This is a genomic window from Algoriphagus hitonicola, from assembly GCF_900113375.1.
Lineage (GTDB): Bacteria > Bacteroidota > Bacteroidia > Cytophagales > Cyclobacteriaceae > Algoriphagus > Algoriphagus hitonicola.
Window position 1 is genome coordinate 211536 of record NZ_FOPC01000004.1, and the last position, 23666, is coordinate 235201.

The window sequence follows — 23666 nt, forward strand, 5'->3', positions numbered from 1 at the left end:
ATTTAACCCGCAATATGCATTAGACAAGCTAATACATATTGTGGGTTTAAAAATCCGTCAATTTCTGAATTTAACCAAAAATAGTTCCAAAAAGCTAAATTTTGAATGGGCAAAAGGCCCCTCACTCCGTACAATTCCTGCAGATTTCGATTTGATTCCGGTCTGAAAGCAACTGTTTTCTAAAAATTGAATACGGTGTCGATTTCCAGATTTGAGGTAGTTTTTGGGAATTGAAATCACCCATGACATATTTCGCGTCTTTGTCAAAGCAGCAGGGAACTACCTTGCCGTCCCAGGTGACCACCGCGCCTTGCCACATCCTCCAGCACTTATTTTCTATTTTTTTCTTGAGTTTCCACTTTCCATTTCCATCAGGAATATAGCGGGAGTAGCCCAAATCAGATGGAATCAACTCGGAGCCATTTTGGTAATCATAAATTTGGATGCTTTTCAGCTGAAGTTCATCTACTCCGATTTCCTTTGCCCATCGCTTCAAGGCTGGAATTTCGTGTTCGTTTTGGCCGGTAACCAGAAACTGAACGATAATTCGCGGAAATACTTCTCCTTTTTCTTTTCGCAAATCCAATAATTCCCGCAACCCATTTTGGACTTTTTCCAAGTGACCCCCGATCCTGTATTTTTCATAGGATTCTTGAGTGACCCCATCCATGGAGACGATGAGTTGCTTCAAACCTGAATCCAAAATTCGCGAATTCGTCTTTGCGTTTAGATAATGTGCATTGGTCGAGGTAGAGGTGAAAATATTCCGAGAATTGGCATAATGAACCAATTCCAAAAACCCGGGATTTAAAAAGGGCTCACCTTGAAAATAGAGATGCAGCCAAGTCAGGGAATTTTTACTTTGATCGATGATTTTTCGGTACAGTTCCTCCTGCAGCATACCCGTAGGTCTGGTGAAGGCACGTAAACCAGAAGGACATTCGGGACATCGCAGGTTGCAACTTGTCGTAGGTTCTATACTTAGAGTGGTGGGTTTTCCCCAGAGGATTACCTGCCCCAATTCCTGACTTAGCCAAAAAGATACGCGAAGGAGCATAAGGTTGAGGATCTTTTGGATCGTCAACATCCTGACAAAAGCCCAGCCGAGAATGAATTGGTTTTTCACTCTGGAAAGTAAGACATTCGTCCCCACTTCGACAAAATTTTATACCCAAAAACCCAGCTTTATCGTTTTTATCCCAATTACAAAGGAATCTGTACTTTTGATTATTCAATCACCAAGCTCATGAATAAATATCGTTCCGTATTTTCAGTAATTCTATTGATGGTTTTATTTGCCTGCGGCAAAAAGGAAGATTCCTGCGAACTGGATGATGAAATTTTAAGCCAGGACTTGACCGTGGAAGTGGTGCGCTTGGAAGATGAGTTTTTTAATGCCGACAACTCTGAAGAATTTTTATATCTCCTGGAAAAACATCCTGAGTTCACTTCCGAATATCTTCAAGCGGACTTATACCCTGATTTAAACAGTCTTTCAGAGGATTTGGTCCAGGTACATCAGGACTCAGCGCTGCGGGTACTGTATGACTCCGTTCAGGCGGAGTTTTCTGATTTTTCAGATGTAGAAAAAGAATTGGAGCAAGCATTCAAATACATCAAACATTATTTCCCTGAATTTCAGGTTCCTAAAGTGTACACCTTCGTTTCGGGTTTTAATTCAGACCTGATCGTGACCGAAGAGCTCATCGTGATCGGCTTGGACTATTACCTTCCGATTGATCATACTTTTCAGCCGGATCTGGCCCGATACATGGCTGAGCGCTATGACAGACCCTACATCGTGCCCATGATCGTGACGGCGATTTCCTCATTTTTCAATGAAACCAACCCTCAGGACAATACGCTCTTGGCAGAAATGATCTACTACGGAAAAGCTTACCATTTCACCAAATCCATCATGCCCTGCACTTCCGATCAATATATCATCGGGTACACTCCGGAAGTCATCGCAGAGACTTTTTCCAATGAGGAGTTTATCTGGTCTCACTTTGTAGAAAATGAATTACTCTATGAAACCAACCCTTTCGAGATTCGAAAATACATCGGCGAAGCTCCATTTACCGATGCGATAAGCACCAAGGCGCCGGGCAGATTGGGACGCTGGCTGGGATGGAATATTGTGGATGATTTTCGCTTCAATCAAGAAGTGAGCCTAGACGAATTGATGGCCAATCCAGATGCAGAGCAGATTTTTAGGCAGTCAGGATATAGGCCTCGTCCCCCGCAATAGGGGGATTGTGACTGGGATCCAACAGTTGGGCGAGTCTTCTTTGAGCCTGTTCTTTGGAAAAATTTTGTTCGGCAAGCCTTCTTGCGTTTTTCTGCATTTGCTGAATTTGCTCAGGATGCATTTCCAGCTCTTCCAGCATTTCAAAACATTGCTGCATTTTGCCGGGAAGACAGGATATCCCCAAGTCAAATTCTTGGACCAGCTGATAAACCCAGCCTTTGTGATTGACAATGATGGCTTTTCCAGAACTAATGGCATCAAAAAATTTATTGGGGCTGTTGGTTTTCAAAACAGGAAGATGCGCAAAGGAAACCCAGGCAAAATCCGCCAAACAAAGCACCTCATGGACTCTGCCCCGGGATCCAAAAGGAATAAAGGAGACATTCTGAAGTTTGAGATTTTTTACCGATTGAATGATTTCTTCTTTTTTACTCCCATTTCCCATGATTAGAAATTGCCAGGCTTTTTCATTTTCCTGAGCAAGTTGCGCTAAGGAAATAAGCTCATCCACAGCATTTACCTCACCGATCGCTCCAGTATATACAATGGTAAGATCATCAGTCAGGCCATATTTTTTGAGTGAAGCAGGAGATTTTTCCTGTGGAAAAAACCGCTCCAAATCCGCAAAGTTTGGGATGATCGAAACCGGAATTTTAGGATCTATATTTCGGATATAGCTAGCGATTCCGGGAGAAAGCGCGACGATTTTCAATGCTTCATGATAAATTTTAGACTCTAGCTTGTACAAGGTTTTTTTGAGAAATGCATTTTGGATTACTCCTACTTGGATAGGCGCTTCCGGCCAAAGGTCCCGTACCTCAAAAACGTAAGGCAAAGCCAGCTTCTTTTTGGCCCAAAGGCCAATCAGTCCCGTAGTCAAAGGAGTCGAGCTGATATACAGGAGATCAGGTCGTTTGAGTTTTTTGATCAGGGTTTTGCTTTGTCTGAAAAATCGCCAAAATGCGATGACCCGTTTTAAAAACCCAAAAGATTGATCGTATGGAATAGGCAAGTAATGAACTTTGATCCCATTGATCCATTGCTGATCATAGGAGGGCTGATTACCGGCTGTGATCATTTCCACCTCCATACCAGCCCTGATCATGCCCATAGCAAGGTGAAATGAGCGCACAGCTCCACCTTCTTCGGGAGTACGGAAATACTGATGAACGTAAATGATCTTCATAGCTTTTGTAATTTCAGCCATTCTCCGAGAACAAATAAGTTATAGAGTGTCAAAAATTGGCTACTGGCGTACTTCTTTGGATTCGCAAGGATAGCTTTTGCCTCCAAATTGAGCATCGACCCATAATTCTGGTCCAAGTCCCTCAATCCTTCAAACACCCGCTTAGAAAACGGGCCGTTTTCAGTGAGCCATTCTTGCAGCGGCAATCCAAACCCAAATTTAGAACGCTTAGCAATCCAAGAAAGGTCCAATTCCTCCAAAAGTTCTTTGATCCACACTTTGCCCTTCAGCAGTGACTCATCGCTGATCGATCGCCAAAATTGAATCAGATTATCATCCAAATAAGGAGACCTTCCCTCGATTCCATGGGCCATGAGGGCATTATCATATATTTTCAATACATCCTGAACCAAATATACCTGCCGGTCAAAGTCCAGCATTTGGGTATAAAGCGGAAGTTTTTTGTCAAAAACCCGCTCATAATCGGTAAATAAATCAGAAGGAATAGGTTGTAAAGCCGAAAAATTGAGGAAAGTCCGATTGGGGTCAGGATCGATTGCCGAAAAGAATTTTTCCCATTTACGCCCCAAAGGAAGATTTTTTGCCCAGGGATTGACGGCTAGGAGCAGCTTTTTATTTTGAAGGTACCGATCAAAGGCTTGATGCCGTTGATATCCTCCCCATAGTTCATCCGCCCCAGCACCGGAAATGAGCACTTTTACCTCCTTTTTTGCTTCATGCCCAATCAACCAAGTCAAGAAACTCGCCGAATCGCCGACGGGATAATCCAAGGAATGCATGTATTCCTCAAAATGCTCCAAAAAAACTTGCTGATCTACTTTGACCAAATGATGCTCCATGGGAAACTGCTGGGAGAATTTGGCAGAAAAAGTCCCGTCAGCATATTTGGAAGCATATTTTTTCTCTGTTTGGATGGTATAGCCGGGAAGCGGAACTCCCGTTTTCCGATACCAAAGCGCATATAGCAAACTACTGTCTGCTCCTCCGCTGAGCATCATGCCGACAGGTACATCCGCATGAAATTGTTTAAGAATAGCATCCTGAAGAAGGCTTTTGAAACTTTCTGCAGTGGTCGATATTTCCTTTTTTGGCAAGGATGGAATATTGTCCCAGCGAAAAGCCGAATATTGTTTGATTTCACTAAATCGAGAAGGTTTCCACTCCTTGACTCCTTTGAAAAAGGTTCGACCAGGTTGGGGAGTACGGAGGTAAAAAAAGTAATCCAACTGATATCGATCCAGTTTCTTCTCGCTAAGTTTGGCGATACCCCGGCTCTCCGAGGAGACGATCAGGCTGTCTTGATTTTGTAAAAAATAAAGCGGTTTTTCCCCGTTTTTATCTCGTGCTACAAGGACCTGCTGCCCACTCAAATCCACAAAAATCAGCGCAAACATGCCTTGGATTTTTTCCAGGCCTTTTGCTCCGAATATCCGCAACCAATGAAGCAGCACTTCGGTGTCCGATTGGGTAAAAAACTCGACTCCCATGCGATGGAGTAGATTTCTCAGCTCTTGGTAATTGTAAAGTTCTCCATTCCAAATCAAAAAAGACCTGCCATCTGGACTCCAAAAAGGCTGATCCGCTTCGGGTCCTGGATGAATGATTTTGAGTCGATTTACCCCCACCCACATCCCCGGCCAAGGACTAAAAGAGGCAGATTGATCAGGGCCACGGTGTCTCGCACTTTCCATCAAGAGCTTAATGGATTCCTCATTTGCACCTTTTCCCCAAATCAGATGAATGCCACACATATTAGGAGGCTGATTTCTTTACCATTTTTCCCTGTGTTTTTTCGAAATAGCGACAAAAATGAGTAATACTACATTCTTCGCACTTGGGTTTTCGGGCGAGGCAAGTATATCGGCCGTGTAAAATCAGCCAATGGTGTGCTTTGTGAACATATTGTTTGGGTATGTGACGAATCAGTTGCCGCTCGACTTCCAGTGGAGTCTTAGCAGTCATCGGTACGAGACCCAGTCTCCTCGACACCCGAAACACATGGGTATCCACTGCCATATTGGGTTGATTCCAGACAACTGAGGTGATGACATTGGCGGTTTTTCGACCCACCCCGGGAAGCTTGATCAATTCATTGACAGTTTCGGGCACTTCCCCTCCAAAGTCCTCCACGAGCATTTTTCCCAAACCGAGTAAATGCTTGGTCTTATTGTTGGGATACGAGACTGATTTGATGTAAGGAAAAAGCTCGTCAAAATGAGAAGCTGCCAAATGAGCCGGAGTGGGAAAATCACGGAAAAGTGACGGAGTCACCATATTGATCCGTTTATCGGTGCACTGGGCCGAGAGAACTACCGCCACAAGCAACTGGAAAGGATCTTCGTACTGCAGCTCCGTTTCTGCTATAGGCATATTTTCAGAAAAATGATCAATAAAAGCCTGATATCGCTCTTTTTTAAGCATGAAGTTTAATTCTTGGATGAAGTCCTCAAGTTAGGTATAATTACAGGATTGAATAAGTTGAAAATTGAAAAAATAATCGCCACACAGCAAATTCAAACCATGAAATTGAATCCATTTCCCCTGATAATTTTTATTCTTTTGGGCGTATCCCAATTAGTTTTTGCTCAGAAAAGACCCCGAGAGCTGGGAATACCCTTTGGGATACTACCTGCGGGACCTTTGAATGCGATCACAGATGTGGCTGGGATAAAAATAGGTCAACTGACCAAGGTAGAAGGAGCCCATATTCGTACGGGAGTCACGGCGATTTTGCCACATGGAGGAAATCTGTTTCAAGAAAAAGTACCCGCGGCCATATTCGTGGGAAATGGTTTTGGAAAACTAGCCGGAGTCACTCAAGTACAGGAACTCGGAACTATTGAATCCCCGATCGTCCTCACCAATACGCTCAGCGTAGCCGCAGGAATCGAAGGTGCCGTGCGCTACTCACTCAATCAGCCCGGCAACGAATCTGTCCAATCGGTCAACGCGATTGTAGGGGAAACCAACGATGGCTACCTAAACGATATCAGGGGCATGCATGTGAGTTCGCAGGATGTCATCCAAGCAATCCAATCGGCTGAGGAAGGTCCGGTAGAGGAAGGAAATGTCGGCGCCGGGACCGGAACGGTTTGTTTTGGGTGGAAAGGGGGAATCGGCACAGCCTCTCGAAAGCTTCCCGAATCCCTGGGCGGTTACACGGTTGGAGTACTTGTTCAGACCAATTTTGGGGGGAATCTGCAAATTGCAGGAGTTCCCGTAGGGGAAAAACTGGGAAAATATCCCTTCAAAGACGCCTTGGAAAAATCCGACGGCAGCTGCATGATCGTGGTGGCCACAGACGCGCCGGTTTTGGACCGGAATCTAGAACGAATCGCAAAACGTGCCATGATGGGATTGGCCAAAACGGGAGGAATTGCATCCAATGGATCGGGAGATTATGTCATTGCTTTTTCTACTGCCGAAGGATTGAGAATAGCCTACCGATCGGAAAGCGGTACACTTGAAAATACAGCCTCCCTTAGAAATGATGACATAACCGGATTGTTTATGGCTACTATTGAAGCCACCGAAGAGGCTATCATTAATTCGCTTTTCGCCGCAGAGACGATGGTGGGAAGAGACGGACATCAAGTAGAGGCTTTGCCGAAAGAACAGGTTTTGGAATGGATCAAGCAGGCAAATAATTAATCGGAGGATAAAGACAGAAAAATGAGCCACCAATACAGAAAATCCCTTGTTATTCTACTTAACTTTTAATAGTTTTTGCCTGAATATTTAGTCTTCTTTGGGAGGTACTATAAACTCCCGGAAATACGACCGATAAACCCAAAATTTTAACCATGCAAAATTTCAATTCGCATTACCATCAGCTTTTCAGTAAACTTTTTGGTGGGGTGAGTGAAGAGACCTTGGACCAAATCTTTGAAATAGGTCAGAAAAAAGAATTAACTACCGGGGAGTATTTATTTCATCAGGGAGCAAACGAGGACGTACTGTATATCGTCTTGACCGGGAGGCTCAGAGCCATTTCCGAGGGGCCAAAAGGTGTCCGCATTTTGGGAGATATTGGTGAAGGAGAGCCGGTGGGTGAGTTTGCCTTGTTTACCAATGAACCTCGAATGGCTTCGGTTTTGGCGATACGAAAATCCATCGTCTTGGAGTTTACCCGAGAGGAATACCATAGCTTGGTTGCCAAAGATCCCTCGCTGGCTACTTCTTTGACCCAATTTGTGATCAATCGGCTGAGAAGAAATACCTTTCAGCAAAACCGATCTACTCCGCCAAAAAACATAGCCTTAATCAACCTTCAGGCAGATCATGACCTCAGTCCCTGGACCGATGACATGATGGCTTATTTTATTGATCGGGAAACTCCCGTACAGGTCTATGATTTTGAATCCCAAAAAGACCATGTGGATGAGACATTTTTTGATTCACTGGAGCAGCATGAAGGACTCAATATTCTGGTCTGTGATGCTTCAGAAAAGACCTGGTCCCACCAGTGTTTGGTCTATGCGGATTTGGTGATTTTGGTAACGGATTTTCAAGCAGACAAATCGATTTATCCCATTGAGCGGGAGCTGGATCTTTATTCCAAAAGCATTCTCAACAAAAAAGTCTACATGCTTCTCTTACATGGACCCGATGATTCCATGCCAACGCATACTTCGGCTTGGCTGGACAGCCGGCAGATCGATCTGCATATTCATATCAGACAGGGAAATCAGCGGGATATTCGCCGATTTTGTAGGATCATCACCAATCAGGCCATTGGTTTGGTTTTGGGAGGTGGAGGAACCAAAGGCTATGCCCATATCGGAGTAGTCAAAGCACTTCAGGAAAGAGGTGTGGAAATTGATTTTTTGGGAGGTACAAGCGCCGGAGCGATTTACGGAGTCACGATGAGTTTCTTTGATTTTAACTTTCAGAAAATTGAACAAACCAGCTCTCATTCTGCCAAATCCAAATTAACCTCAAAGGATATGGCTTTACCCATGGTTTCTTTTTTGACAGGAAGGAAAATGAAGCGATTTGTGAAGGGCCTTTTTAAGGACTATTTCATGGAGGACATTTGGGTCAATTCGTATTGCGTCTCCACCAATTTCTCCAAAGCCAGCCCCCGAATTCATGATCGTGGGCTACTCTGGAAAAAGATTTTGGCCAGTATTGCCATTCCGGGCGTTTTTCCTCCCGTTGTGATTGATAATTATCTCCATGTGGACGGAGCGGTCATGGATAATCTGCCGATAGAACCCATGTATCGCTTTCCGGTATCAAAAATCATTGCAGTGTCCTTATCGGGATTGCCGGATCGAAAAGTATCCTATCTGGAAGCCCCTTCAGGTTGGACCCTTTTTTGGGACAAAATGCGGGGTAAAAAACGCTTTAAAATCCCCGGAATCGCCTCATTGATTATCAACTCCTTGACTTTAAACAGTCTCCAAAAGCAGGAAGTGACCAAATCCAAGGTTTCGCATTATTTCGAGTTGAATCTCAAGGGAATCGGATTTATGGATGACAAAAAATGGAAACAAATCCAGCAGCGGGGCTATGAACAGACCGTCAGTTATCTGGAAAACCTACCAGAAAAAGAACGATTCTGGGAGGAGAATCGACTTTCTGTTTGAAAATAATTTCCTATTCTCCGATGGGAGCGAAAATTGTCATGATTTCTTTTTTAATTCAGGCATGAAAAATTTCTGCTATCTCGCTTTCGCTTGCTTGATTTTAATGGCCTGCACACCCGAAAAACCTCCCTTATCTGTGGAAGAGCTCGGTGTTTCGGAAATTCATCAAGGGTTTCTTTCCAAAGAATTTACTGTAGAGGAATTGGTCAAAGCTTACATTTCGCGAATTGAGAAATCGGATTCTTTGATCAATGCCATTTCTATCATCAATCCATCGGCGATTATTCGCGCTCGGCAACTGGATCAAGAATTTGTCAAAACCGGGAAACTTCGCCCGCTTCATGGCATCCCAATTCTGGTCAAAGACAATATCAACACCCTCGGACTGCCCACCACGGCAGGAGCTTTGGCATTGGCGGATTTTATTCCGGAATCAGACGCATTCATTATCCAAAAATTAGAAGAAGCAGGAGCGATTGTCCTCGCAAAAACGAATATGGCCGAATGGGCATTTAGCCCTATGCATTCGGAAAGTTCTACTCAGGGAATTACTAGAAACCCCTATAATCTTGACCACGTGCCTGCAGGATCTAGTGGAGGCACGGGTGCTGGAATTGCGGCAAACTTTGGCACGATTGGACTGGGAACGGATACGGGAAATTCGATTCGTGGACCATCTTCACACAATGCTTTGGTTGGATTTAGAACCACACTGGGCTTAGTCAGCCGGGAAGGAATTGTGCCGCTTTATCTCAGAAACGACGTCGTTGGGCCGATGACTCGGACCGTGGAGGATGCTGTGCGGATGCTGGATGTTATTGCCGGCTACGATGAAAAAGACCCGATCACGAAAAATTCAAATGGAAAAATCCCGGAAAGCTATCAGGCTTTTTTGGACAAAAATGGCTTGAAAGGAGCTCGAATTGGGGTATTCCGGACTTTAAGCGAAAATGATCCCAATCCAGAGATTTCCGCTCTATTTAATCAGGCCCTTTTGGATATGGAAAATTTGGGTGCTGTCATCCTGGACTCCGTAAATGTGGATAATTTTCAAGAGCTGAGACAAAATCAATGGTGCGATCAATTTCAGCTGGACTTGGAGGATTTTTTACAGACTTATGTGAAGCGAGACACCATGGCTACCCTGGAAGATGTGATTCGAGTAGGAACCTCCTCGGATTTTGTCAGAGCCAGAATGCCATCATCCAATGAGAAAAATGAAACTCTTGATGAGCGACCCTGCGGAGATGCCTTTACCGATCCTCGGAGAATTGCTTTTCGAGAAGCGATCGAAAAAGCCATGGATTCTTTGAATTTGGACGCTCTGGTTTACCCGAGTTGGAATCATCCTGCGGCACAGATTGATCGGTTTCAAGAGGAATATCGGGGTGATAATTCACAGATTATTGCTCCTCATACGGGACAGCCAGCTTTTACGGTTCCTATGGGATTTGTCTCTGGAAATTTACCGGCCGGTCTGCAGTTTTTGGGTCGAATGTTTGATGAAGGGACGCTGATTCGCTTGACCTATTCCTATGAACAGGGGACGAATCATCGAAAAGCACCAAATTAATCGGGAAGTCCTATCTTTGGGCCATGCTAAAGGAAATCGGCATTCTGATTGGAAAAGAAATCACCCTCGAGTGGAGGCAAAAATATGCCCTGAATGGGATTTTGCTTTATGTCGTTTCGGCAGTTTTTATCACCTATCTGAGCGTGGGTGCCAAAATGGGGAATCTGGCCATCCCAACTTGGAATGCGCTCTATTGGATCATCATTCTGTTTTCGGCGGTCAATGCCGTGGCAAAGAGTTTTGTGCAGGAGCATACCGGCAGGCAGCTATATTATTACATGATTGCTTCGCCCGAGGCGATAATTTTGTCCAAAATGATCTATAATACCGGATTGACGCTGATTTTGGCCCTACTGGGTTACGGTGTTTTTTCGGTGATTTTGGGTAATCCAGTAGAAGATCAAGGGTTATTTCTTTTGAATTTGGTCTTGGGAGCAATGGGTTTTTCGGCGAGTTTGACCATGGTTTCGGGGATTGCTGCCAAAGCTGGAAATAATGCGACCTTGATGGCGATTTTGAGTTTTCCGGTGATTATCCCGATTTTGCTGATGGCGATTCGGATTTCCAAAAATGCCCTGGACGGATTGGATTGGTCTGTGAGCACAGATAAATTACTCAGTCTTTTGGCGATCAATGCGATTGTCGCGGCAGCGGGTTATATTCTGTTTCCGTATTTGTGGAGGAGTTGAGGGTTGCTAACTCAGCTTATTGAGGATTCCGGTTCATAGGAAATCCATTTTTTCCGCTTGTATATATTTCTTTTTATCGGTACTGCTCTTTTACTGATATTTCCATTCTAAAATCACCTATTCATGAGACCATTCAGATTTCTAATATCCGTATTGTTTTTTGTTTTTACCGGCATCAGCCATGCTCAGGAAGTACCTTCTCAGCTAGATACTCGCATTTATGAGATTATCGAAAACACCTCCGCTGAGCGAATAGAAAAGGATATCAGGACCTTGGCAGGATTTGGGACGAGAAATACTTTCTCCGATACCGTATCGACTACCCGGGGTATAGGCGCAGCAAGAAGATGGATCAAGGCGGAATTTGAAAAGATATCTGAAGAATGCGGGGGATGTTTGGAAGTCTTCTACCAAAGAGATTTGGTCACCAAAGAAGGAAATGGCCGAGTTCCAAAAGATGCTTATGTGGTGAATGTGGTGGCAATTTTACGAGGCACCGATTACCCGAATTCTCATGTGATCATGTCCGGAGATATTGACTCAAGAGCTTCCAACACAATGGATTTTGAGATCGATGCCCCTGGTGCAAATGACAATGCCTCTGGAATGGCGGGTACGATAGAAGCGGCTCGGGTTCTCTCAAAATATAAATTTAAGCATAGTATTGCTTTTGTAGGCTTATCAGGTGAAGAGCAAGGTTTATTTGGCGGAGCTGGCCTCGCAAGATATGCCCAAGAAAACGAATGGGAAATCGTCGGAATACTGAATAACGACATGATCGGAAATATCGAAGGCGTGGATGGAGTAATTGACAATCGAACCTTCCGGATTTTCTCCGAACCCACTCCCGCCAATGAAACCGAACAGGAGAGAAGATCAAGACGCTTTACAGGCGGAGAAGTGGATGGAATTTCTAGACAATTGGCCAGATATATCCACAAGCAGGTCAAAACTTACATGCCAGAAATGAACCCCATGATGATTTATCGATTGGATCGATTTGGTCGGGGCGGACATCATCGACCCTTCAACGACCTGGGTTTTGCCGGCGTAAGAATCATGGAAGCTCATGAAAATTACAATCGACAGCATCAGGATATCCGGGTGGAAGATGGAATAGAATATGGCGATGTGATCGAGGGAGTGAATTTTGACTATGCCGAAAAACTCACTTCCGTTAACGCGATTTCGCTTGCAGGTTTGGCCTGGGCTCCCCCGGCACCAAAAAACGTCCGAATCGGCGGTGCAGTTCGCCCTTCGACCACCTTGGCCTGGGAGGAAAGCAATGATCCAAATGTCGCGGGATACAAGATTTATTTCCGACTGACCACTTCCCCTACCTGGGATAGTTTTGTCTATGTCTCAGGGGTAAATGAGCATACGCTGGAGGGAATCGTTATCGACAATTACTACTTTGGCGTGGCTGCCGTGGGCAAGGACGGCAATGAATCTGCCGTAGTGTTTCCTTTTCGTCAAATAAGGAGGTAATTTGATTTAGTTTTTAGCTTTGAAATAAACACGTGAGTGGAGAAACTCACGTGTATCAGTTTATTTATTAGCATGAATTTCACTTATTTGATTCATTATTCCTGCTACTGATTTGGCATCCATTTTTGAAAAAGCAAACCACTTTTTACCCAAATCTTTTAATGAAGCACCCAAGTGGTAAACTTCTTTGCCATCGATAATCAAAAATCGGTCGTGACTTAGCGTAAAGGCTTTTATCTCAAAATTTCCGTATTGTTCGGGATTCAGCTATACGTAGGCAGGGATTTTAACCACTGAACTTCCTACGAAGAACTGAACTTTAAATTTATCACTTTCCTGTCCTACGAAGCACGAAACCCCTGCTTGCGTATAGGTGATGTTATCGCTTCGGTGTTCTTTTTCGTCCGTTATTCTTTTCAATTTTTGATGCATTGTTTGTCTGTCCGTGCGGTGGAAAACAGATAAGCTCTTTTGCAATTTTGGGGTTGCGGGCTGGCTTGAGCGAATTGCAAATGTGCTTGGCTGTGTGGGTTGGATTTTCATTTCTATGCAACTTTTGTATTATAAACACTTTGTCCGCCTCCAGGATAATTGGTGAATATGTGCTGATAAATTACGTTTGTTTTTTCATTTACTTCATCTTCTGAATAGGGCTCCTGAGGTAGCCATAAAAGAGTGTCATAAATGGTTGTTTTAACTTGAGCCCTCAACTGTGTGCTCTCTCTCCAACGTTCAATTTTTAATTTTTCAGCTTTTAAGCTGTCTAAGGTCTGCTTCGCCACCTTTTTAACCTCATCAATCTCTTTGTCTTTTAAATTATCTTTCTTCAATAAGTCGAAAATGGCAAGCGTTTCTTCATCGAGGCCTTCTCTAATAGCTCTCGAATCTTCTTCTGAAAGTGTTTTAAGGAAGTCTGATAAGTCGTCAAATGCTTTTTTGGTTGCATTGATGTCTTTCCCGTTGTTATATTCTTCAATAATCTCCTTGTACTTTTCGTAAAACTCCAAACGCAAAGGATTTTCCTTTACCATTTGTTTTAACTTTTTTTCGATCGCCTGCTGTAGATCAAATACCATGGTATTCTTCCTATTTACCTTGGCAAAAGCAGCTTTCAACTTGTCAAAATCCAAGTTACTTAAATCAATATAATCAGGTTCAGGTTCTGATACTTCATTGATGAAGACACTCTCATTTACAACAGTTTGCAGCTGCAACATAATTTCAATGATATCCGCAGTTTTTACTTTCTGATTTAGCTGATCATAAATAGCTTCTATTGCGTTGAATTGCTTAATGAAAGGTTTAATTTGTTCCTCTGGATACAAGGCTTTGTATTTCCTGAAAACATCTCTTGCCATTATTTCAAATTTTGCACGAGTGGTTTCATTTAAACAAACAGCATCAGTTGCTTGATTAATTTTTGCCAATTTTTCCATTGGCTTGGCATTCATTAAATCAGACAGATTAAAGCCAAGTTCTTTTAAATAGCCTTTTGTCGCACGTATTGATTCTTGTAATTCTTCTGCAAGTTTTTCTAGCAATTCAACTGGTCTTTGAGGTTCACTTTCTCCACCTGTGCCGGAACCACCTTTATCGCCTCCTTCACCATAAACTGAATATGCTTTTTCTAATTGCTTGTAAACATTACCGTAATCGACAATCAATCCATTTTCTTTTTCATCATCATAAACCCGATTTGCACGAGCAATGGTTTGCATCAATGTGTGTCCTTTAATTGGCTTGTCGAGATAAACAGTTGAAACACATGGTGCGTCAAAACCAGTAATCCACATGGCACAAACAATTGCCAGTCGAAATGGATTTTCTTCGTCTTTGAATTCTTTTTCTAAATCTCGCTCAACTATTTTTTTCCTATGTGGGGCAATTTCCAATTTCATTTTTCGGAATTTATCCACTTCGTTTTGCTCGCTACTCACAACCACACAAACTTCGGTTTCCTCAACCTTTTTGAGTTTGCGTTTTAGCTGCAATTCTTCTTGTTGGTCTTCCGCATTTTCAATTCTCTTCTTTAAGTCAGCAACATAATCAGGCCAGTATTTCATTACTAAATCGTACATCCTGACAGCTGTTGGTTTATCGAGAGCAACAAACATGGCTTTACCCTGATAACCTCTTTCATTGAAATGCCAAACCAAGTCTTTAGCAATAGCATCTAAGCGTTTTTCAGAAGTTAAAACGGGATAATCCCTCTTAAATTCACGTTCTAATTTTCTTCTTTGATCTTCATCTAAATCCTCATTTTCGATGAGTTCAGCCATTTTTTCATCTAACTGTGGATTCTCAATCCCGAGTTTTTCTCCTCTGTTTAAATAACGAAGGGGTAAAGTAGCACCGTCATCAATAGCTCGTTTGAAATCGTAAACTGAAACGTATTCACCGAAAATATTTTTGGTAAGCTCGAGTTCTTCTTTGATAATTGGTGTACCTGTAAAACCAAGATAGGAAGCGTTCGGGATGCCATGAAAACGCATGTTACGGGCAAATGTGCCTGCTTGTGTCCTGTGTGCTTCGTCTGAAATTACGATTATGTTTGATCGGTCAGTGATTAAGGGGTATTCTGTCTCTACTTTTGGATCAATGGAAAATTTGTGAATTAATGAAAAGACATACCTGTGATTTTCAGAAAGCAATTCACGCAAATGTTCTCTGCCCGAAATTCCTTTTTTGCTGCCTGCAATAACATTTTTCTCAGTTACAGCACCTACTCCGGTAAATGTATCGTACAACTGCCGTTCTAATTCCGTTCTGTCAGTTACCAATAAAAAGGTGTAACTACCTCCAAATTTTCTGTGAATTTTTTGAGCTATAAAAACCATTGAATAGGATTTACCACTTCCTTGAGTGTGCCAGAAAACCCCGAGCTTACCTTTTAATTCTTCAATATTCTTGGCTTTATTCAGAACCTTGTTTACCCCAATGAACTGGTGATTTTTTGCAATGATTTTAATCAAGTCGCCATCCGAATCATCAAACAGAATGAAGTTCTCGAATAAATCCATTAAACGGTTTCTATCGCAAGTTCCCCTGAGTATGGTATCTAAGCTTACAATTCCCTCTTCATCTTCTTCAATCCGTTTCCATTCATTGAAGAATTTATAGGGGCTAGTAACTGATCCAATTTTAGCATCTGTTCCGTTGCTTAAAATGATAAAAGCATTAGAATGAAAAACATGTGGTATGGTGTCTTTATAGTCGGTTAAATTATCGGTGTATGCATTTCGTAAATCAGTATGATGTGCTTTGAGTTCAAAAAATACCAGTGGAATACCATTTACAAAACCGATAACATCAGGTCTGCGATTGTATAATTCCCCGACAACTTCAAGTTGACGAACAGCAAGAAAATCGTTTTCAGTTGAGTTTTCAAAATCAAAAACTTGTAGTTTTTTCTTTACCAGTTCTCCTTTTTCATTGGTAAAGCTTACATCAACACCTTTAGTAAGTAATGTATATTTTTCCTTGTTAAGTTGAACCAGTGTTTTGTCGGCAGCTTTCTGTGTTATTTGGTCAATGGCGTGTTGATAAGCTACGTTAGGCAGACCTGGATTGAATTTAATTAATGCTTTTAATAAGTATCTTTTGAGGATTACTTCAGATTTGTCGTCACGACCTAATAAACTATTTTCGCCAAATGTTTCTTTTTGCCAAGCATACTTTACCGTCCAGCCTAAATCCTCTAAGGCTTGCTGTGCGGAAGCTTCTACTAAATTATCTTCTGAATATTCGTTGCTCATTTAATCCTATATTACTTGTTAATCCAAAGTTGTATTTCTTCCCCAATTTGTTTCTGCCAGTTTTTTACCGAACCACTGTATTCGGTAAATAAGAGCCCGCACTCCATGTCAGAAAGTTGTTTTTGCTTTTTGACCTCCACAAATTTTCCGGTAACGTAATCCGAATCACCGGGATATAAGAGAGCAACTTTCTTTGCCTCAAAATAGTGGTGATAGGCATACATTTGCCTTATATCTTCAATGGAGGGCTTACTGTCTACTAACTTCCATTTCGTATCTAGCACATAGTTGTTTTCATTTGTTGAAACAGTTATGTCGGGTTTGATACTTCTTCTTTTGCCACCATCGGGTTTCCAAAAATATTTGGATGCTTGACCTCTAACTTTAAGTTCTTGACTTTTCTTCAAACTCACCAAAACAAACTGCTCCCATAGTGCATTCATGTCAAACATCAAGGCCAAAACATCATCTCTACCTTTGCTTAAATCAGGGTGATAATGAAGAAGAATCAAACGGGCAATTTCAATGGCTTTTTTGTAGCTGATGGTTTTACGGTTGAATACCAACTTATCAAAGTCAGATTCAGTAATTTTCTGATTGGGTATTTCGGGGAAATTGAGCAAAAGCGCATTGATTCTTCCAATTAATGCCGAACTGGTATTAATTCGCTTGAGTACAATTAGTGTTTTGTAAAGAATGATGTGGAGTAAATGCTCTTTATCGTAGATGCTATGCTTGGTAAAAAAACGCTCTTTGTGTACTAGATTTTTACTCACCTGCTTATTAAACTGTAAGCTTCCTTTTAGGGTGTTTAAATTCCCTTCCGTTTTACGATACTTTTTAACCAATCCACGGTGTAAAAGGTATTCTGTTTCTGTAATAAACAGTTCAAAATATAAATCCAGAACTGAGTTGTTCCGTATTTTTAGCTGAGACGAACTTGGTGCTTTAACATTAAAACCATGAACAGCACGGAGCATGTCAATTAGTACCTGATTCCATTTTTTCTTTTCTGCCTCATCTTCTTTTTTTCTTTTATCTGCTTTGGGTAGGACACTGATGAGGGTATTTCCAACCTGAATAGCTCCAACATATTCATTAAACTGTATTCCATTTCGGATCAAACTATAATAGGGCACTCCTTTTCCAAAAAAACGCACAAAGGCATCTAATTTGAGTTGGTCAAATACAACATCATCCTCAAACTTTTGATTGAGTAAAACAGTCTGGTGTTCAAAAACACATATATGTTGTCTTTTATCTTTCAAGTTAATCTGTCAAGGTCTGGTTCATTAATAAACGGATTGCCATTTCAAAACTCATCTCAGTTTGTATGTATTGATTGCCGGGTTGTTCCGACCGATAATCAATTATTTGAAAAATATCTTTCTCCGCAAAATCTTCATTTTCATACCCCGTAGCAAAGTCCGCCTGATCGTTTTCATTTTCCATATAAACGAATCCATTGCCTAAAACTGCCCCGATTTTAGCATAATCGCCAAAGAAATATTCTTGGAGTAGAGGAATGATATTGCGGTAGAAAGAATCCAAAAGTTTGGGCTCGGGATTCTTTTTCTCTTCTTCGTTTAATAGAAAGTAAGAGTGTCCAATAAGGTGATCTCTGTCCAAAAGCTTTTCAATACGCCTGTTGATTTTTCTCAGAATTTCAAAGCCTTTTACTCCTGCAAACTCATAATCAAGACCCGATAAATCATAGCGTGGGGGCATCTCTGTGAAGCTAAATCTTCTTCTCAAGGCAGTATCCAAAGCTTCTACACTACGGTCTGCTGTATTCATTGTGCCGATGATGTAAAGGTTCGGTGGCACACCGAATTTTTCTTTACTATATGGGAGGCTTACCTCCAACGCTTCATCTTTACCAAGTCGTTTGTCTGCTTCAATCAACGTTATCAACTCTCCGAAGATTTGTGATACATTACCACGATTAATTTCATCAATGATAAGGACGTAGTTTTTGCCTTTAACAGTGATGAAATCTTCTTTGGTCATTTTTTTAACTACCTCAACTTTGTCGCTGTATGTATATGCCTTTTCTTCTACTTTACCGTTTACCCTTTTCGTTATTTCTTTTATGGCATTTAAAACAGACCAATAGGCGGATGAATTACTTCCTCCAATTACCTCTCTAAATTCATCGTTTATATTACTTACGCTATCTAGGCTTTCAATGGCAGCCTGTAATTTTGCTAACCTTGCCTTAGAAACCGTATAAGATCGGGTACCATTATGGTGCTTGATGATTATATTTCCTTGCTGTGAAATACTGTCAATCAATACTGTGCCGCCTGATTTTGTCTTTAACTCAACTTCTTCATCATTGATTAACTTTTCTTGTACTTCTTCAATGAACATGTCGTAAAGGTTAGAAAAGTCCAAGGCTTCAGCGGTTTCTTTTGACTTTCTAAACTTGGCGATATCAAAGGCGGCTTCAATGCTTAGCTTTTTAAAAATACCAGGCTCAACTCTATAAATAATTTCCTCTCCCTCTTTTTCGGGTTCAATCGGCTTTATCCCCTCAATAAACTCTTCATAACTCATACTTTGATGAAATGTAGAAAAGACAATTTGCCCTTCTTTTAACTTTTTATCAAATTCATGTTTGATTTGAGCACGAGATAAGCCAGAAAAGTCCAAACCAATTATTTGAAGAGCTTCATTAACGGTATGGTATGTTTTACCAGTTCCCGGTGGGCCAAAAAGTATTTGGTTCAAGGGCTTATTAGAGTATTTTTTTGTCATTGTTAATTCAGTTTTTATTACGACCTCATCGTTTTCAATTTCTTTGATAGGTGAAAGGTTGTCTTGTGTCGGCTTTGAAAACTTGCCGAAAAATTTGAAATCTGTTATTGGCTTTGGTGAAATTTTCTCAATAGATTCTGCTAGAAAAATAATGTAGGCCTTTTTCTTATCATCTTTATAATCTTCAAATTTGGAATGAAAGTGCTTAACACTTTTGGTCTCCCAATTCTTTTCGGATAATTCTTTTTGACTAATGGCAAAATCAATAATGTTTGCCTTGTAATCTACTTGACCCTTACTGCTGTAGTATAGTGGAAAAGATTGTCCCTCCTTTATTTTATCCTTTAAAAAATTCAGTGTTTTTTGACCACCGCTTGGTTTTTTACTGTTCCAAAGGATTAAACCCTCAAATGATGGTTCTAAATAGGTTGCATCTTCTTGCCAACCTGTTCCATCAGATGCCATTAATCCTATAACTTCTTCAACCCACTCTTGTCTAAAGGAATACACAAGAGAAGAAATCAAATATGTGTAATTATCCGGATTGAGCGGCTTTAATTCATATTTGCTAAAAAATGATTTAAGTTCATTTATGAAGGTACTTGCTGAATATTCCTGCTTTAATAAATTTACGCTCACCATTTGGCGGTGATTCTCACTTAAAATTGTGCAATTGTCCTGAGGGCTTAAAAGATAGCTGAACGCGTTAATTATTGATTTCCCTGTTATCTCAGCATGTTTAAATTTGAATTTAACCAAGCCCTCTACCCAATTACCCATGCGAACACTCGCATCAGCTAATATTCTATCATCATCGTATTGATTGTATTTTGATTTGTCCTTGGCTCGATTGTCACAATAGGCAATGATTTCAAAAAGCAAATCCTTTATTTTATCAATTTCAGGGTTGATTTCTGTAATTTCGAGAAACTGGTTGTAATCCGAAGAAAGGCGAATCAAATCTTCCCTCATTTGATCAGATACTTCCAGCTCCAACCACTTATTGAGTGCTTGTTGACCTTTTAAGAAGTAAAAATCCGCTTCCTGAATTATTTTCTGAAAGTGTGGTTGCTGGATGATATGTTCTATTTCTTGCTGATTCATATATTTTCCACTTTTCCATATTCAACCCCATCCTCAGCTGCCATCGATAACTCAGTATTGATTTCGCTCACATCTATCATTCCAGTCATTAGCCTTGGCAATAGAATATCTCGGGCTTCTTTTAGATATTGATTTTGATTTCCTAAGATGTATATCTGCTTGTAGATGGGTTCAACTATGGCGTTGAATTTTTCTAAAACATCATCGCTTGGTTTTTTAACTTTTTGAAATTTCAAAAATGCTGTCCAGTTGTAGTTTACAATATTGCTGGCACTTCTAATTTCAAAGACTTCCGTTCCTCTGATGTTTCGGAGAAAGCGTAGGAACAGAAATAAAAAGCTTGAATATTCTCTTTTACCCGGGCGAGCCAATTTGCAGAAACTGGCAGGCATTACAGCATTGTCAAATTGCTTTAGAAGTTCTTCTGTAACCAAGAGCGTTTTCGCAACGCCTTCGTAGCTGCTCCCTCCAGAAACTTCAAAAATGATATCTCCATCTTGCAATTTGCGCGATGCCAGATTGGATTTCTTATGATAGCGGAAAGGCACTTTTTCAAGCTTACCATTCGGCAACTCATCAATATCGGTTCCTCTGATTACATAAGCAGGTTTATTAAATTCGTCTGTTAATTCATCATTGCCCCAACCACCACCAATTTCGTGACCGATTAACGAACCCAAATTAACTTCTTCAAATTCTTTGTTGGCAGAATACATTTCATTGAAGGTATTCTGAGCCAATTCATCCAACAGCTTAATGCGTTGTAAATTAGTTTCAATCAGATCATCGTAGGAAGAAAGGATTTTGGCGATTTTTTGTTGGATGTGGAGTGGGGGAACCTTTAGAATCGTTTTACCTACAAATTTCGCATCTGCTCTTTGTCTACCAGAAGCTCCAACAAAGCTATTGATTGCGTTTTGTCTGAACCAATCTGTCTTGGATAAGTAATAGATAAAATCACAATCACTTACGTTTTTTTTACCTCTAAAAACAAAAAATTCCGTTGAACCAAAAGCAGGTCTATCAATATCCTTTATTTGTGCAATCTTCCCATTTTCTAGACTAGGCGTAATACGGGCAAATAAAGTATCGCCATTTTCAAATTTAGCACCGCTTCCATCGTAGATTTTAGTAAATGAAGCCCTTACATATTTAAATCCAGCATCAACTTCATCCATCAAAACAAACGGGTATTCTTTTCCCTTTTCCATCTTAATTTTAGGGGGAAAATCAGCTATTTCACTAAACTTATGCTCTTTCCAATCTTCCATCATAGTTCTAAGATTTGAATTTGATTCATCAAATCGGAAGCTTTGTTATTTAAATTATTTAGTTCAGATTGAATTTCAGTCATCCTAGTTTTGTAATCAAAATCTTCATCAATGATTATGCTATAACCAACATAGCGACCAGGCGTAAGTGAATAATCGTTCTCTTCAATTTCTTCTGAATCAACAATTTTACAAAGACCTTCGACATCTACATATTTGTTTTCGGGGAAATATTCTAAAAGCTTTTTCCAATCGCCTATACGTTGTTTGAGTTCTTTTAAAAATTCGGCAACAACTGTTTGATAAGCTTTCAAAGGTTTATTGACTTTGTTCAATTGGTCTTTGAATGGCTTCATTTTGGCAGTAGCCGTTTTCTTGTCAATTTCTTCACGCTCAACTTGTGCCGTGATTTTTGTGATCTCTTTCTCTAATGAAGCAATTAATTCAGAAACCTTGGGAGCAGGTTTCTCGAAGGATTTAAAAACCTCTTTTGCTACTTGTGGGTTATCACTGATGCTATAATCAATCTTTTCAGGAATGATGATGTCCTCATTTTTCAAATCAATCGAAAGCTGCTTCAATTCTTTTGCAAGCACAACATAATGCCCGTTTACAATTTCAAATTGCTCTTTTAATGCTTGCTTATGCGCTTGTTCGGCTTGTGAAATAGCTTCCGTATTTCCTCTATACAATTGAACTATGGTTGTGAGGTTCAGCAATTGTCCATCAGAAAAGTCGTTAATTGTTGAACTAACAACACGATACGTGTTTCTAGCATCAAGCATCAGGATTTTATCTTTGTTTTCCACTGGTTTCCCTTTATCAAAAAACCATAAGTGGCACGGTAAGGAGCGGGTGTAAAAGAAGTTATTACCCACTGAAACAATGACATCCACAGTTTTAGTGGCAATCAGTTTCTCACGAATTAACTTTTCTGAGTTTCCGGCATCAGTGGCAGAACTTGCCATAACAAATCCGGCACGTCCTTTTTCATTTAGATACGAATTAAAGTACTGAATCCACATGTAGTTTCCATTGTCGGCATTGGGCACTCCAAAGGGTAAACGTGGATCTGTTTTTACATAGTCTTTATTTTTGTCAATCTTCTTCACATTGAATGGCGGATTAGCCATTACAAAATCACATTTGCCTGTTAGGTCGTGAGGGTTACTATAAAAACTATTGTTCTCAATTATTTTACCTTCAATCCCATGAATAGCAAGGTTCATTTTTGCCAAGCGAACGTTATTCGATTTTAATTCCGTACCGTAAACTGTAATGGCTTCGTTTACCTGTTTGTTGGTGTTGTTTTTTATAAAATGTCCAGTTTGCACAAACATACCACCCGAACCACAAGCAGGGTCATGAATAATTCCATGGTCGGGTTCAATAAAGTTTACAATTAGTTGCACCAATGAAGGTGGAGTAAAGAATTCGCCTCCTTCCTGCGCACCTGCACCGCTCATTGAGAATTTCATCAGGAAGAACTCGTAAATCCTCCCGAATACATCGCCTGTAATATTTTTTACGGCATCTTTATTAAAAACACGAATCAGTGAACGCAATAAGTCAGCATCAAATTCCTGATAGTTTTTAGGCAAAATGCCTTGCAAATCTTTGTAATCCGCTTCTATCAATTGCATGGCATTGTTTACCGCCTCTGCGATATCTGCACTTTCAGGCAAGTTTGCTAAATGTTCGTATTGTGATTCAGCTTGCAAATACATAGCACCTGCACCAATTAAATCATCTTTTGTTAGGTCTCTTTTCTTACCAGTCCTTGGATTTATAGCCAAGGTTTCTTCAATCTGCTCTTTAGCTTCTTCAAACTTATTTTGCGCATAACGCAATAGAATCAAACCCAGAACAGGATCTTTATATTCGGCTGCTGTCAATTTAGAATTGGCACGCAATTCATCGGCAGCCCCCCACAATTCAGTTTCTAATTTTTTTATCTCTTCGTTTGTCATCTTCAAT

General features: G+C 40.8%; 17 protein-coding genes. 6 read left to right on the top strand and 11 right to left on the bottom strand.

Annotated features, from left to right (window positions below; genetic code table 11):
- Positions 1 to 121 precede the first annotated feature (121 nt).
- The gene (locus tag BM043_RS07290) at positions 122 to 1087 is read right to left on the bottom strand and encodes a radical SAM/SPASM domain-containing protein (RefSeq protein WP_092790497.1); all 966 of its coding nucleotides are present in this window, start codon (positions 1085 to 1087) and stop codon (positions 122 to 124) included.
- 159 nt (positions 1088 to 1246) lie between these two features.
- On the opposite strand from BM043_RS07290, the gene gldB reads away from it, so the two are divergent.
- Positions 1247 to 2251, top strand: coding sequence for a gliding motility lipoprotein GldB (gldB, locus tag BM043_RS07295; RefSeq protein WP_092790281.1), 1005 nt, complete (start codon positions 1247 to 1249; stop codon positions 2249 to 2251).
- Here gldB and BM043_RS07300 read toward each other — a convergent pair.
- Genes BM043_RS07300 through nth form a run of 3 tightly spaced genes read right to left on the bottom strand, consistent with a single transcriptional unit; the run spans position 2214 to position 5879 of the window.
- A complete protein-coding gene (locus tag BM043_RS07300; RefSeq protein WP_092790499.1) occupies positions 2214 to 3437 on the bottom strand; it encodes a glycosyltransferase family 4 protein in 1224 nt (407 codons plus the stop codon). The two genes, gldB and BM043_RS07300, sit on opposite strands and share 38 nt — an antisense overlap.
- Positions 3434 to 5209 carry an asparagine synthase (glutamine-hydrolyzing) gene (asnB, locus tag BM043_RS07305; protein WP_092790283.1) on the bottom strand — a complete coding sequence of 592 codons (1776 nt, stop codon included), beginning with the start codon at positions 5207 to 5209 and terminating at the stop codon, positions 3434 to 3436. The genes BM043_RS07300 and asnB overlap by 4 nt, the downstream gene beginning before the upstream one ends.
- Before the next feature lies 1 nt (position 5210).
- Complete coding sequence (gene nth / locus BM043_RS07310) at positions 5211 to 5879, bottom strand: endonuclease III (protein WP_092790285.1); 669 nt, start codon at positions 5877 to 5879, stop codon at positions 5211 to 5213.
- A 99-nt stretch (positions 5880 to 5978) separates the two neighbouring features.
- Here nth and BM043_RS07315 point away from each other — a divergent pair, with 99 nt between their 5' ends.
- The 5 genes from BM043_RS07315 to BM043_RS07335 all read left to right on the top strand — a co-directional run bounded on the left by BM043_RS07315 (position 5979) and on the right by BM043_RS07335 (position 12799).
- Complete coding sequence (locus BM043_RS07315; RefSeq protein WP_092790501.1) at positions 5979 to 7109, top strand: DmpA family aminopeptidase; 1131 nt, start codon at positions 5979 to 5981, stop codon at positions 7107 to 7109.
- Between the two features lie 152 nt (positions 7110 to 7261).
- Entirely contained in the window at positions 7262 to 9049 is a 1788-nt protein-coding gene (locus tag BM043_RS07320; RefSeq protein WP_092790287.1) for a patatin-like phospholipase family protein, read from the top strand.
- 61 nt (positions 9050 to 9110) lie between these two features.
- Positions 9111 to 10622, top strand: a complete 1512-nt coding sequence (locus tag BM043_RS07325; RefSeq protein WP_092790289.1) for an amidase family protein — start codon at positions 9111 to 9113, stop codon at positions 10620 to 10622.
- A 23-nt stretch (positions 10623 to 10645) separates the two neighbouring features.
- Positions 10646 to 11311, top strand: a complete 666-nt coding sequence (locus BM043_RS07330) for a heme exporter protein CcmB (RefSeq protein WP_092790291.1) — start codon at positions 10646 to 10648, stop codon at positions 11309 to 11311.
- A gap of 123 nt (positions 11312 to 11434) precedes the next feature.
- Positions 11435 to 12799 carry a M28 family peptidase gene (locus tag BM043_RS07335; RefSeq protein WP_092790293.1) on the top strand — a complete coding sequence of 455 codons (1365 nt, stop codon included), beginning with the start codon at positions 11435 to 11437 and terminating at the stop codon, positions 12797 to 12799.
- A 60-nt stretch (positions 12800 to 12859) separates the two neighbouring features.
- Here the strand turns inward: BM043_RS07335 and BM043_RS07340 are convergent, their stop codons facing one another.
- The 7 genes from BM043_RS07340 to BM043_RS07370 all read right to left on the bottom strand — a co-directional run bounded on the left by BM043_RS07340 (position 12860) and on the right by BM043_RS07370 (position 23659).
- A complete protein-coding gene (locus BM043_RS07340; protein WP_218144133.1) occupies positions 12860 to 13003 on the bottom strand; it encodes a hypothetical protein in 144 nt (47 codons plus the stop codon).
- A 63-nt stretch (positions 13004 to 13066) separates the two neighbouring features.
- On the bottom strand, positions 13067 to 13219 hold the full coding sequence (locus BM043_RS19485) for a hypothetical protein (protein WP_177188435.1): 153 nt from the start codon (positions 13217 to 13219) through the stop codon (positions 13067 to 13069).
- A gap of 125 nt (positions 13220 to 13344) precedes the next feature.
- Complete coding sequence (locus BM043_RS07350; RefSeq protein ID WP_092790297.1) at positions 13345 to 16554, bottom strand: type I restriction endonuclease subunit R; 3210 nt, start codon at positions 16552 to 16554, stop codon at positions 13345 to 13347.
- 11 nt (positions 16555 to 16565) lie between these two features.
- Complete coding sequence (locus BM043_RS07355; RefSeq protein ID WP_092790299.1) at positions 16566 to 17822, bottom strand: McrC family protein; 1257 nt, start codon at positions 17820 to 17822, stop codon at positions 16566 to 16568.
- A gap of 1 nt (position 17823) precedes the next feature.
- Positions 17824 to 20418 (bottom strand): McrB family protein, encoded by a 2595-nt coding sequence (locus tag BM043_RS19695; protein ID WP_245752982.1) that lies wholly within the window; start codon positions 20416 to 20418, stop codon positions 17824 to 17826.
- The gene (locus BM043_RS07365) at positions 20415 to 21692 is read right to left on the bottom strand and encodes a restriction endonuclease subunit S (protein WP_092790301.1); all 1278 of its coding nucleotides are present in this window, start codon (positions 21690 to 21692) and stop codon (positions 20415 to 20417) included. The genes BM043_RS19695 and BM043_RS07365 overlap by 4 nt, the downstream gene beginning before the upstream one ends.
- Complete coding sequence (locus tag BM043_RS07370; protein WP_092790303.1) at positions 21689 to 23659, bottom strand: type I restriction-modification system subunit M; 1971 nt, start codon at positions 23657 to 23659, stop codon at positions 21689 to 21691. Before BM043_RS07370 ends, BM043_RS07365 begins: the two co-directional genes overlap by 4 nt.
- Between the last annotated feature and the right edge of the window lie 7 nt (positions 23660 to 23666).